Annotated in this window: 9 protein-coding genes and 2 tRNA genes; 9 read left to right on the top strand and 2 right to left on the bottom strand. The window is 56.3% G+C overall.

What is annotated here, in order from left to right:
* Nucleotides 1-81 precede the first annotated feature (81 nt).
* From HMPREF1323_RS02560 to HMPREF1323_RS02530, 7 genes are all read left to right on the top strand, one after another.
* Nucleotides 82-1,641 (top strand): hypothetical protein, encoded by a 1,560-nt coding sequence (locus HMPREF1323_RS02560; RefSeq protein ID WP_156795178.1) that lies wholly within the window; start codon nucleotides 82-84, stop codon nucleotides 1,639-1,641.
* Nucleotides 1,642-1,943: 302 nt separating this feature from the next.
* Entirely contained in the window at nucleotides 1,944-3,350 is a 1,407-nt protein-coding gene (locus HMPREF1323_RS02555; protein WP_044123932.1) for a DUF6242 domain-containing protein, read from the top strand.
* Nucleotides 3,351-3,372: 22 nt separating this feature from the next.
* The gene (locus HMPREF1323_RS02550) at nucleotides 3,373-4,065 is read left to right on the top strand and encodes a DUF6089 family protein (protein WP_009432532.1); all 693 of its coding nucleotides are present in this window, start codon (nucleotides 3,373-3,375) and stop codon (nucleotides 4,063-4,065) included.
* A 79-nt stretch (nucleotides 4,066-4,144) separates the two neighbouring features.
* Nucleotides 4,145-4,900 (top strand): isoprenyl transferase, encoded by a 756-nt coding sequence (locus HMPREF1323_RS02545; protein ID WP_044123930.1) that lies wholly within the window; start codon nucleotides 4,145-4,147, stop codon nucleotides 4,898-4,900.
* A 41-nt stretch (nucleotides 4,901-4,941) separates the two neighbouring features.
* On the top strand, nucleotides 4,942-7,662 hold the full coding sequence (locus HMPREF1323_RS02540; RefSeq protein ID WP_009432535.1) for a BamA/OMP85 family outer membrane protein: 2,721 nt from the start codon (nucleotides 4,942-4,944) through the stop codon (nucleotides 7,660-7,662).
* Nucleotides 7,663-7,738: 76 nt separating this feature from the next.
* Complete coding sequence (locus HMPREF1323_RS02535; protein WP_009432624.1) at nucleotides 7,739-8,251, top strand: OmpH family outer membrane protein; 513 nt, start codon at nucleotides 7,739-7,741, stop codon at nucleotides 8,249-8,251.
* A gap of 41 nt (nucleotides 8,252-8,292) precedes the next feature.
* Nucleotides 8,293-8,838 carry an OmpH family outer membrane protein gene (locus HMPREF1323_RS02530; RefSeq protein ID WP_009432614.1) on the top strand — a complete coding sequence of 182 codons (546 nt, stop codon included), beginning with the start codon at nucleotides 8,293-8,295 and terminating at the stop codon, nucleotides 8,836-8,838.
* 220 nt (nucleotides 8,839-9,058) lie between these two features.
* Here HMPREF1323_RS02530 and HMPREF1323_RS02525 read toward each other — a convergent pair.
* Nucleotides 9,059-9,133, bottom strand: a tRNA-Val gene (locus HMPREF1323_RS02525).
* A 46-nt stretch (nucleotides 9,134-9,179) separates the two neighbouring features.
* Nucleotides 9,180-9,254 (bottom strand) — tRNA-Val (locus HMPREF1323_RS02520).
* Nucleotides 9,255-9,804: 550 nt separating this feature from the next.
* On the opposite strand from HMPREF1323_RS02520, the gene HMPREF1323_RS09160 reads away from it, so the two are divergent.
* Both HMPREF1323_RS09160 and HMPREF1323_RS02515 read left to right on the top strand, forming a co-directional pair.
* Nucleotides 9,805-9,945, top strand: coding sequence for a hypothetical protein (locus HMPREF1323_RS09160; RefSeq protein ID WP_156795177.1), 141 nt, complete (start codon nucleotides 9,805-9,807; stop codon nucleotides 9,943-9,945).
* 1,365 nt (nucleotides 9,946-11,310) lie between these two features.
* Nucleotides 11,311-13,044 carry a phosphoenolpyruvate carboxykinase gene (locus tag HMPREF1323_RS02515; protein WP_009432603.1) on the top strand — a complete coding sequence of 578 codons (1,734 nt, stop codon included), beginning with the start codon at nucleotides 11,311-11,313 and terminating at the stop codon, nucleotides 13,042-13,044.
* The last annotated feature ends 66 nt before the right edge of the window (nucleotides 13,045-13,110 follow it).

The following is a 13,110-nucleotide window of genomic DNA, read 5'->3' as shown; positions in this document are numbered from 1 at the left end:
AGGATGAAGTCGTTGCCCTTCCAAACGCAAGGCTTCATACCACGCAGCACAGACTACGCTAACTCCGCAATACCGCTCCGTATGATGACCTGTCATACTCCTCGTCGGCATCGCTTGCCGCTCCTTGGCCTCCTTATACTCCTTACTGTGCTACCTCTCGCGGCACAGCGTAAGCGTCGGGCAGCCGCTCCTCTCCCAGCTCTCCCCGATACGGTCTATCTGCTGGACCACTATCAAGAGAGCCGGCACTGGATGCGCGATCTTGATAAGATCAAGCGCGCTATTAAGGTGAAGCGTAAGGCTAAGGAGATGATTAATGCCGGGTGGGAGTTCCTCGCTCCCGCTTGGCGCGGGGTGCAGGACTCTGCGAGCTATCCCGCCTTCCGCTACTACTATGCCTCGTTTCATGACGAACTTTATTCGCATGCCATACCGCGTCTCCTTGCCTTCTATGTGAAGGAGGAGCCTGTGGATCGCTCGAAAGAATGGCTTCGTGGGGTGAAGTTTACCCCGATGAATCGCCTTGATCAGCTGGTGGACTACGAGAAGAGTGATGTCAGTCGCTTGCCTAAGCAAATCTATATTGTGCGGGTGACGGGTGGCTCTGTTCGGCTGTATTCGGTATTCCACACGGCATGTAGTCGAGGGGGCTCGAACTACTGTGTGCTGAGCAAAGGTGGTGCTCCAATTAATCCTGAATCCTTGCAGGTCGTGGGTTTCTGGGATAGAACAGCTGCCCCAGGTACGGAGGGCGCCTCCTCGGTGGCAGCGTGTGAAGAAGCCTTCGGCCAGTGCCGTCGCTTGAGGACGCATAATCTTACTGTGCCCTGGCTTAGCTACTATATATGCTATGAAGATGGGGGATATCATACCGAGGATAAGTGCGATCCTGCATACGTCTCGTCGCCTCCCTCTGATGAAGAGTTTGCTGCGAATCGTAAGCGCAAGGGCATTACCTCTCTCCCCGATACGATCTATCTCCTCGACCACTACCAAGAGAGTCGCCAGTGGAGTCGCAAATCTTTGGGCGATCTCCTTGAGGAGGCACGCAAGCGTGGTCCGAAGGAGATGATTAACGCCGGGTGGGAGTTCCTCGCTCCGGCTTGGCGTGGGGGACAGGACTCTGCTGCCTATCCAGCTTTCCGCTACTACTATGCTTCATTTGATGACGAACTTTATTCGGGTGCCAATCCGCGTCTTCTTGCCTTCTATGTGAAGGAGGAGCCCGTAGAGCGTTCGCAAGAGTGGCTTCGTGGAGTGAAGTTTACCTCGATGAAGCACTTGGATCAGCTGGTGCGTGACTACACTTATGACCTCAGGTGTCTACCCAAGCAGATCTATATCGTGCGGGTGACGAGCGAGGGTATTCGGGTCTATCCAGTGTTCCACACACGCTACTGTCAGTTAAATGTCTTTGGCCTCTACTATACGGCTCCTCGTGATGCCATCAACCCCGAGGCCCTGCACCCTGTGCTCTTGAATACTCGTGGCTATATCCCTTGTGCGGAGAATGTGCCTTCGGCTGTGAGTGAGGAGGCCTTGGAGCAGAGTCGCCGCTTGAAGAAGTTGGGCCTACATCTGGAGTGGCTTTCCTACCGTACGAGTAAAGAAGGTGGGCGCTATGCAGTAGAATCCGATTGAGGAGGGACGATGGAGAAAGGAGAGTAGGGTACTACTCCGTGCCTTGCTCCGCTGATAAAATCAGCTACTGAATCCCTATCATCGGAGCGCGTAGTATGTGCTTCGCTAATGGCTTGTAGCCCCTGCTTGGGCCGTGACTTAGACGCAAGTCCGTGCGCTGGATACCTGCGCGCACGAGACTTGCGTTATTCTTTATACCTTTGCGACTTAGAGTTATAGTGCGAAGTAGGCTTTAGAGTCAGGCGCTCCGCATAGCTCTGATGATCCGAGCAAGTATCTGTCGCTCCATATATATAGAAGCAATGAGACGTATCACTACCCTTGTCCCCGCAGCCCTGGGCCTTCTGGCACTCACGCTCGGTACGACAAGCTGTAAGAGTAAGCAGGTAGAGCTGGAGGACTTCCAGATCTACGACAACCAGATCACGGCCTTCGCCCTCTCGACCGATGAGGCTACGCTCAAGGAGGCTGTGTCTGCTATCCCCTTCGTCATCCGCAATACGGCTACTGGGGCGATCTACAATATTCAGGCGCTCCCCTATAGCAGTGCCGACTACAATGTGCACCTGCGCCTGTCGAAGGCAGCCACCAATGCGACCGTAGAGGTCATCCTCGCTGACGGCACGAAGGTGACGTGGAAGGATGCTAAGCAGACCTTCAAGAGCAGCGACCTTCTGAAGGGTATCCAGCTGCGTATCACGACGGCTGGTAGAGGCACCTCGACGAACACCTATACCTATAAGGTGACCTTCAAGCGCTATCAGCAGGATCCCCATGCCTTCGCTTGGTCAGAGGCCTCCGTGACGGGACTTCCCGCCTTCAGCTCCACCTTCTCACAGGTCGAGCTCTCGGGCAATAGCGGTGCGCTCTACTACGTCAAGGCTGACGGGACGAATGCGGTGAGCAGCTTCACTACTCCTACGGGGGCTTGGACGACCTCCAGCCTCACGGGCCTCGGCTCGGGTGAGCGTCTCAGCTCGCTCCTCACCTATGGAGGCAAGCTCTACGCTACGACGAGCGGCTCGCGCCTCTATGAGGCTTCGGCACTCGGTACGGCGTTCACCGCGAAGGCCTTCCCCACGACGGCTACACCTCAGACGCTCCTCGGCGGGCTCTCTGTCGATGGTAAGCCCACACTCGCTCTCGTAGGGAAGACTGCGGCAGGTGCGACGACCTTCCTTGGCTACAACATATCTGCGGGTACGATCTCCACGATCGGAGAGACGCCCAGCACGTCCTTCCCCACGGCCGGCAGTACGCTGAGCTATGAGCTCACCGGTAGCAGCTACGACGGCGCTGCCCTCTATGTGTCGGGTGGCCGCACGGCTGACGGCAAGGCAAGCCCCAACCTTTGGGCGACGACCAACGGTACCGCTTGGCTCATCGTCGGCGGTAAGATCCAGGCCGGCGTCAGTGCTGTCTCACAGAGCCAGGCCTATGTCGAGTCGCAGAAGCGTATCTATCGCTTCATATCAACGGCGTCGACGCTGGAGCTCTATATCTCGGATGACCGTGGTGCTACGTGGCAGGAGGCTCGTACGGTAGCCTTCACGGGGCTGAACCGCACGGACTTCGCTGGTTATCCCCTCGTCGCCTTCCCCTCATCGGATGGCGAGACGGTCTACCTCCTGCGTGGGGCTAAGACCGCTGGAGAGTCTGCAAAGCTCTTCGTCGGGAAGTTCGGTGGTCTGAAGACTGTCACCGAATAGCCCCACCCCGCCCCTCGGCCGTATGCTCCGCCCGCTCGGCTTAGTCCTCCTCTTGGTAGGCCTCACGGCTCGCCTCACTGCGCAGGATTATCGCTACGAACTGGGAGGGAGCGTCTCCTCAAGCTACTATCTCGGGGATATCGGACGTCGGGGACTCATCGCACCACAAGCACTGGGGATAGCGTTAGAGCTTAGACGCCCTGTGTCGCTGCGCTGGGCGCTTATGGGGGAGCTTGCCCTAAGAGGGCTGCGTGGTAAGGCGGACTATGCCGCTGATGCCTTCCCCTCATCGGCCGTAGGGAGCCGTGAGTTCCATCGCACCCTGCTGGACTTAGCTCTCGGAGGAGAGTTCAACTTCTTCCCCTACAGCGCACGCGAGCGCTACCTCGGCACACGCTCTTGGACGCCCTTCCTCGGGGCAGGTCTGGGGCTCGCAGGCGGGATGAGTGATCATCGTCTACAGCTCTTGCCAGGTGTGTATGCCCGTCTCGGACTGAAGCTGCGCCTCAGCCCGCGCTGGGGACTCACGGCAAGCTGGTCGCTGCGCCGCACGTTCTCCGACCGACTGGAGGGGCTCGAGCCTTCGGTAAGCTGGATGGCTGACCCCTTTGGACTCGACGGAGGTCGTAGCCTCAAGGGCCATGATAGCTACGGCTACTGGTCCGTCGGGGTGCACTACAGCCTCTCGCCACAGCGGCGGTACAGCTGTGACTAAAAGATATAGCTATATTTGTATAAGGTTAGGGGCATAGCCTCTGGCCTAATAAGACGATAAGAATAACGTGTCAACGACAATGTCCCCCCAGCCCTCTGCGCCCTCCACGGAGCTCCGCATCCCTGAGCACGTGGCTATCATCATGGATGGGAACGGCCGCTGGGCCAAGCAGCGTGGACTGCCCCGTACCGACGGGCACATCCGTGGCCAGGACGCTCTGAGAGCGACCCTGCGTGCTGCGGCAGAGTTCGGTATCCGCTATCTGACGGTCTACGCCTTCAGTACGGAGAATTGGTCCCGCCCTCAGGAGGAGGTTGATGCCCTGATGAGCCTGCTTGTCTCGGCGATTCACTCCGAGACGCCAAGCCTCATCGAGGAAGGGGTGCGTTTGGAGGCCATTGGCAATCTTAGTCGTCTACCCGAGGCCGCTCAGCAGGCCCTCCGTGAGAGTATCCAGGCGACGGCTGCCTGTGAGCGCATCACGCTCGTCGTGGCCCTCAGCTATTCCTCGCGCGACGAGATCCTGCGTGCCACCACCCAGATAGCCCGTGAGGTCGCCGAAGGTCACCTCTCGGCGGACAGCCTTACCGAGGAGACCATCTCAGCTCACCTCGACACGGCTGCCTTCCCCGATCCCGACCTCCTGATCCGTACGGGGGGCGAGGAGCGTATCAGCAACTACCTGCTGTGGCAGGCTGCCTATGCTGAGCTCTTCTTCTCTTCGGTCTACTGGCCCGACTTCGGCCGTGAGGCCCTGCGTGAAGCCCTCGAGGCTTACACGGCACGTGAGCGCCGCTTTGGCAAGATAAGCGAACAAATACAACTGGAGGATTAGCCTTCGCTAAGGCCACTCCAGCACGACGATAATAAGATCCTATGCAGAGAATCCCCGCACTCCTACTCCTTGCCGCACTCCTGTCGGCAGGTGCAGTGGAAGCCGCACCCCATACCGCCCCTCAGCTGGCCGCTGACACGACGAAGACCACTTCGTCGGTCGTCATCGCACCCTCCATCAGCTACGAGCGCCCCGTGACGAAGACCATCGCTGAGGTCAAGATCACGGGCTCGACGAGCTATGATGACTTCGTCCTGAGCAGCCTTTCTGGCCTCAATGTGGGGGATGAGATCCAGATCCCAGGGGCCGCACTGACCTCTGCGGTGAACCGCTTCCTCCAGTCGGGTTACTTCTCCAATGTCCGCGTCCTCATCAATAAGTACGAGGGGGATAAGGTCTTCCTGGAGATCGCCCTGACCGAGCGTCCACGTCTCTCCGAGGCTACCTTCACGGGTGTCTCTAAGGGGGATCGTGAGGAGCTCGAGAAGCGCACGGGCCTGAAGAGGGGTGCACTCATCTCTCCCAACACCCTCGACCGTGCCCGCCAGCTCGTCAAGAAGTACTACGATGAGAAGGGCTTCCGCGAGATGAAGATGACTATCAAGGAGACTGAGGCTCCTGGCCAGCCTGGCTATGTGAACCTCACCCTCGACATCGACCGCAGCGGCAAGACCAAGGTGCGTGACATCTACTTTGAGGGGAATAGCTCCCTCACGGACTACCAGCTACGTATGGCGATGGGGAAGACGAACGAAGGCTTCGCACTCTCGCGTGGCCGTGGTCTGTCTTCGCTGCTGAAGATCTTCAAGCAAAAGAAGTTCGTCGATGCAGACTACAAGGAGGACTTGCAGAACCTCATCAAGCGCTACCAGGCTGCGGGCTATCGTGACGCCGAGCTGGTGAGCGATAGCATCGTACCCGTCCCTGGTACCCGCAAGGTAGACATCTACCTCAAGGTCAACGAAGGGCAGAAGTACTATATCAAGGATATCCGCTTCGTCGGGAACACGAAGTACCCCTCCGAGCTGCTCTCGCAGCTCCTGGCTATCCGCCCAGGGGACGTCTACGACCAGAAGCGCCTCGAGAACCGTCTCTCCATAGATGAGGATGCTGTCAGCAACCTCTACTATAATAATGGCTATATCTTCGCTGGCGTCGATCCCGTGGAGACCAACATCGTGGGCGACTCCGTCTCCCTCGAAGTGCGTGTCACCGAAGGGCCTCAGGCGACCATCGATAAGGTGAAGATCCGCGGTAATGACATCGTCTATGAAGATGTCGTGCGCCGTGAGCTCTACACGAAGCCTGGTGTGCTCTTCAGTAAGGAGGACCTTATGAACTCCTTCCGTATCCTCAACCAGCTTGGTCACTTCGACGCGGAGAAGTCCGTGCCTAAGCCTGTGCCCAATCCTCAGAGCGGTACGGTAGACATCGAGTACGACCTCACGCCTAAGAGCAATGACCAGCTGAACCTCTCTATCGGTTGGAGCCAGACGGGTATCATCGGATCGATCGGCTTTACCTTCACGAACTTCTCGATCCAGAACCTCTTCCGCCCCAGCATGTACAAGGGGATCATCCCTCAGGGGGACGGTCAGAAGCTCTCGATCAACGGTCAGACGAATGCCCGCTACTACAATCAGATCAGCGTCTCCTTCAGTGACCCTTGGTTTGGTGGTAAGCGCCCGAACCTCCTCTCGGTAAGTGCCTTCTACTCACGTATGACGGCTATCGACCAGCGCTACTATTCGGGGCAGGCTCGCAACTACTACGGTTCGGGCTACTACAATCCCTATTATAGTGGCTACGGCTACGGTGGCTATGGCAACTACTACGATCAGACGCGTCAGGCTCAGAGCTCACTCTACGAAGACTCCTACGACTCGGATAAGTCGCTCAGCATCCTCGGTCTGACCATCGCAAATGGTCGCCGTCTGAACTGGCCCGACAACTGGTTCCAGCTCACCGCTTCGCTGAACTTCACCCACTATCGACTCAATAACTGGACGTACAACACCTTCCAGAACTACCACCAGGGCTCGGCTAATGACCTCAATCTGGAGCTTCGTATCGACCGCAACTCCGTGGACAACCCCGTCTACACGCGTCGTGGCTCGGACTTCTCCTTCTCGGTCAGCTTCACGCCTCCCTACTCGCTCTTCGATAAGAAGGACTACTCCGATCCGTCTCTTCCCCTCTCGGATAGATACCGCTTCCTGGAGTATCACAAGTGGAAGTACTCTGGTAAGGTCTTCCTGCCACTTATGAACCCCACGACTGTCAAGCGTACTCCCGTCTTGATGGCGCGCGTCGAGGGTGGTATCATCAATAGCTACAACAAGTACAAGCGCTCGCCCTTCGGTACCTACTACATGGGTGGTGATATGATGTCCGCTTCGATGGGGGGGTACCTTAACGAGACCATCGGGCTGCGCGGGTATAAGAACGGCTCCATCGCTGGGGCTAACTACGACTACGCCTACTCGTATATGAAGGCTTCGCTCGAGCTCCGCTATCCGCTGATTTTCGAGCAGTCGACTACCGTTTGGGTCCTCGGCTTTGCTGAGGCAGGGAATGCTTGGTCGGATATCAGCCGCTACAATCCCTTCGACCTCAAGCGCTCGGCTGGTGTCGGTGTGCGTGTCATGATGCCTATGATCGGGCTCCTCGGGCTTGACTGGGGCTATGGTTTCGACCGACCCAACGGCTACAACGAGCGTGGCGGTAGCAACATCCACTTTGTCCTCGGGCGTGACCTGTAGTGGCATAAGTCAAGGCCTCGGTGCGTAGAGCCTACGCGCCAAGGTGATGTCTCACACTAAATCCTAAGATTGCAGTATGAAGAAGATTCTTTTCCTTCTGGCCCTGCTCCTGCTCCCTCTCGGAGCTGCCAAGGCCCAGAAGATCGCACTCGTCGATATGGAGTACATCCTCAAGAAAGACCCCTCGTATGCGGTGATGAACCGCCAGATCGAAGACCTGTCGAAGAAGTGGCAGGCTGAGGTCGCTGGCTACGAGAAGAAGGCTGAGGAGGCCTACCAGTCTTATCAGAGCGAGGCTGCTCTGCTCTCTGCCCAGCAGAAGAAGCAGCGCGAAGAGTCTATCGTGGCGCTTGAGAAGCAGGCCTATGAGCTCAAGCGTAAGTACTTCGGTCCCGAAGGGGAGCTCTTCAAGAAGCGCGAGTCGCTGATGAAGCCCATTCAGGATCGCGTATGGGCCGCTATGAAGGAGCTCGCTCGTCGCGGTGGCCTCCAGCTCATCATCGACCGCTCCTCCTCTAAGATCGTCTACGCTGACCCAGGTCTAGATATCAGCGAAGCAGTCGTCTCGACCCTCGGTCTTGACCGATAGTAATAGTCAAATCAACTAATTAAACGTAATAACCCAAGACAATGAAGAAGTTCCTCATTTCCCTCCTCCTGATGCTCCCTCTGGCATTCTCTGCTAACGCTCAGCAGAAGATCGGTGTCGTCAATACCGCTGCCATCATGGAAGCCCTGCCCGATGTCAAGGCTGCTACCACGAAGATCCAGGATCTCGCTAAGCAGTACGACTCTGAGATCAAGCGTATGCAGGATGAGCTGAAGGTGAAGCTCGAAGCTTATCAGAAGGAAGAAGCCTCTATGACCGACGTCATCAAGAAGCGCCGTCAGCAGGAGCTCCAGGAGATGGAGTCTCGCACGCAGAATAGCTATCAGATGATGCAGGAAGAGATCCAGAAGGAGCAGGAAAAGCTCATGGCTCCTATCCGCACGAAGGTCACCACGGCTATCAACAAGGTTTGTGAAGCCAACGGCTGCGCTTACATCTTCGAGTCGGGTGCCCTCCTCGCTATGGGAAGCAGCGCTCTCGACCTGACGCAGGCTGTCAAGGATGCTCTCGGCATCAAGGCTACGGCTGCAGCTGCTGCCGCTCCTAAGGCTACCGGCCGCAAGTAATCAGCGTCGTCGCTGGAGCGCTCCAGCGCTTCAGCGATAGACAAGGAATAAGCCCCAGGCACTCGCGATGAGTGCCTGGGGCTTGCTCTTTGTATGGGGCGGGGGAGAGGGCGAGCAGTGCAGGAGTGCGCCCTCACGTGGGGATAAAAAGTGAGCGATGATCGCCTCTCGGTGATCACCGCTCGTGCAGATTGATTCACATCATTGGATGTTCCTTAGGTGGGCCCAATAGGATTCGAACCTATGACCCCCTGCTTGTAAGGCAGGTGCTCTAAACCAGCTGAGCTATAGGCCCTAAGTGCAGTGCCTTAAGGTGTGCTCCTTCCCGATCCCCGGCGGTGTGGGCCCAATAGGATTCGAACCTATGACCCCCTGCTTGTAAGGCAGGTGCTCTAAACCAGCTGAGCTATAGGCCCGCTTAGGGTTTAGGAGGACGGAGCTGTCCTTTTTGCTCGGCAAAGTTAGGAATTATTTTTGATAGAGCCAAGCCCCTCGTTTTGGCTCGCCGCGAAGTAGCCTTTTGCGTCGGGGCTGCTTGGTGGGCTGCAAGGCATTTCCCTACCCTGGTTTGCTGGCTCCCATCGTGAGGGAGAGAGGTCTGTGATACGCTATCTATAGAGCTTCGTTCGGGAATGGGGGAGCGAATTTGTATAAGGAGGGGCGAGTAACCAGTACTGGTCACTTTTCTACCCTCACGAAGATGTGCTCCTGGCGGGTGTGGGGAGAGGAGGGTGCTGTGTGCAGGAGGTGCGTCCGTCTCTGCCTGAGAAGGGGGCGGTCTGATGGACAGGGTGGGGCGCAAGGAGTGGTGCTATGATATTGGTTTTCAATATATTTGTGCGAATATTTGCCATGGGGGGAGTTCGTGCCCTTCGAGCACTCCGCCATTGCCTCTAAGCCGTGCCGTTCACCTTCGCATGGGCATCACCAGCGTACCTCCCTATTGTCTTAATCTCATTGTGATGTATGAATACACCCACGAACAAGCTTCACTACGAAGCCCCGTCGGTCGACTGCTTTAAGCTGAGCTCTCCGCCATTGGATCTCTGCATACAGTTCTTGGGTGATGCCGACTTCGAAGACTTTGAGGAAGGGGATCCCCTTTAGTAGCCCCCCTTCTCCAGGCGTGCGACAGGTGCGCCTGATTGAAGACTAGCCCCCTTTGCCTCGGGATAACCCGGGCGAAGGGGGCTGGTCAATTGTTAGAATGTGTATCTTTTTATCATTCTATAGATAGAAATAATTGCTCAGATACCCGACTTTGATTATATTTTCGCCCGGTTAATTTACAAGATGTATCCTCTCCATGGTCCTCGAGGCATCGCTTTTGTGATTGAAATAGTGTTATTTATCTGGACACTTGGGGGCTCAAGGAGCCACTCTTTGATTGAAAGAATATAATTATAGTTATGAATAGAATCGAATCGATTCAAAGCTTCAGTATGAAGCACCCGCTGCTGAGGAGTTTAAGCTCAGCTCTGTTCCCATGAACATCTGCATCCAGTTCTCAGGTGATGCAGATTTCGACGACTTTGAAGAAGGAGAAGACCTCTAAGGGCCCTCTTTCCCTCGAGGGATAAGAGTAGCGAAGGCACGATAAGTTAGCTCTCATCGCAGAGCCCTTCAGATATCGAGGCGCTGCCGAGTCATCCGACTCCGCAGCGCCTCGACTGCTTTTAGCTGATCTGTGAGTGTGTGGCTTGGGGCGAGAGGTGCTGTGGTATGCCAAGCAGGGGATGTTGCCCAGCTTCGCACGTCGTAGGCTGCATATGAGCAAGCCCCTTGCTGGTATCCCCTTTCCCCGAAGGGGTGGTGTGCACCTATATTGGTCAGCGGGTGCACCTATATGAGGTTGTTGCTCCGCGTAGGGATAAAAGTTGCGGACGAGGGGCTGATAAGTTGGGGCTACGTACGTAGCTCTAATATCTACGTGCGTGGATATTTGGATTGACGTGCCTGGTCTTTAAGACTACGTGCATAGACAGAAGAAAACCACTACGGGAGGATGCTTTTTCCTTCACGAGAAGGACACTTTTCCCTCCGCAGGATAAGAGGAATGCGCGCGATAAAGCGAAGGGCTTGTGTATCTCTTCGGAGAGGCATATCCCCCAGTGCTGGATAGGGACGAGATGCCGCGGACAGACAGCATATCGCATCATTCGGTGAGAGAGCGGATCGGGTAAGAGGGCAGATACCTACTGCTCGGTATTTTGCTTTGGGCGGGTATAAAGGCTTGTATTTCTTCATCCTTCTGTGTACGTTTGTACTACACAAGCGAGCGTAATCCAGCACCTACCAGTACCTCTATCTACGGGGCTTCGTAGTGGTGCTCCCCTTCCTCTTCTCTCACCCCGCCCTCTCTCCCCGCGACCAGCTTCGCAGAGAGCTTGCGATTAAACCCTGATTAGGGAACTTTATCTATATTTGTAGTGGTCCTACACGCCGTAGCTCCGCTCTAAACCAATCGAGAACATGTTACAGGAATTCACCCTCAACCGTGGTAGAGCGATCATCAACTTTACCTCGAAGTACTGCGATAACCGCCGTAAGATCCTCACCAGCTACGCCTATAGCCGGGTCGTCGAATCCTTCATCGCCCATCTGCGCAGAGATAACCCCGTCATCTATGAGGCCTTCATCCAGGGCTTCCGCGATGAGGACGAGCTGATACGTGACTTCATGGAGGTCATCCGCCTACTGAGCGTCTGCAGCGTCGAAGAGATCCTCGAGGTGAACAATAAGTATGCCCCCTTCTTCAAGGACCGTGACCTCTTCCTCGAGGTCGTCGAGCTCCTCTATCACTACTGGCGCCGTATGGAGCGCATCGCCGTCGTCCACAACCAGCGTCAGGGAGATGGTGTGCAGAACGTCCGCTTCGTCCAGGCTTATGAGCTCTTCAACGAGCTGATCCTCTCGATCTACCGCCGCACGAAGGAGGTCGTCAATGGCTTCGCAAGTAAGGTCTACCGCCAGACGACCGCTGGGGCCAACGCTGGGCTTATCCTCATGGATGCCCCTTGGAACTACCCCATGGAGTATAAGGGCCTCTCTGCGATCCCCTTCATCAACTCCATCGTCATCAACCCTCCCTACGTCACCTACACGAAGAAGAATACGCGCGACGGCATCTTCCGCGAGCATACGCTGAATCCCGTAGCGAACATGATCCTCAACGAGGACGAGTGGTTCCTATACCCCGCTAAGGTCGGCGATCTCCTGGCCTTCGTCTACTTCCACAAGGACTTCATGTGCCACGGCCTTGGGCTGGCCAACCTCTTCGAGCTGGCGCAGGAAGATGAGTACATCGGTAAGAAGCCCGATATGATCTATATCTTCGGCTATCCCGATGGTCACGAAGAGAAGCGCACCTTCTACTACAAGGACAAGAAGAACGATATCCTCATCGGCTACGCCAACTACTGCGATGAGATCGACTACTTCGGCTACATGAAGAAGATGCTCCTCACGCTGCACAACCTCAAGCAGATGAGCCGTGGCAACCTCCCCATCCACGGGGCTATGGTCAATATCATCCTGAAGAATGGCCGTGAGGCAAATATCATCATCATGGGTGACAGCGGTGCTGGGAAGAGCGAAAGCCTCGAAGCCTTCCGCACGCTCAACGAAAAGTACATCCGCCACATGCGCGTCATCTTCGACGACATGGGTTACCTCCGCCTCGGCGATGACGGCGTGGTGCGTGCCTACGGTACGGAGATCGGTGCCTTCGTCCGCACCGACGACCTCGATCCTACCTACGCCTTCAGCCAGCTGGACCGCGGGATCTACACGAACCCCGATAAGGTCAATGCCCGCGTGACCATCCCCATCTCGACGTACGAGCTGATCTCGAAGGGCTTCCCCGTCGACTACTTCCTCTACGCCAATAACTACGAGGATGTAGAGAAGAAGATCAGCCTCTTCAGCGATATGGAGGAGGCTATCAAGGTCTTCGAAGCAGGTGCACGTCGTGCCAAGGGTACAACGACCGAGCAGGGGCTGGTCACCTCGTACTTCGCCAACCCCTTCGGTCCTGTGCAGGAGCAGGAGCAGGCAGGTCAGCTGATTCGCCAGTTCTTCACCTCGCTCTTCGAGCAGAACGTCAAGGTCGGGGAGATGCACACCGGTCTGGCTGTCGAAGGCCAGTCAAAGACCGGTCCTCGTGCCGCTGCCGAAGAGCTCTTCAGTATGATCAACGAGGACTAAGGCGCTCCACCTGATCTCCTATATACAATACGCCCCCGCAGACGCATCGTCGGTCTGCGGGGGCGT

Source organism: Porphyromonas sp. oral taxon 279 str. F0450 (assembly GCF_000292995.1).
Classification (GTDB): Bacteria; Bacteroidota; Bacteroidia; order Bacteroidales; family Porphyromonadaceae; genus Porphyromonas; species Porphyromonas pasteri.
Note: the sequence above shows the minus strand (reverse complement) of the source record. Positions and strands in the feature narration are given on the sequence as shown.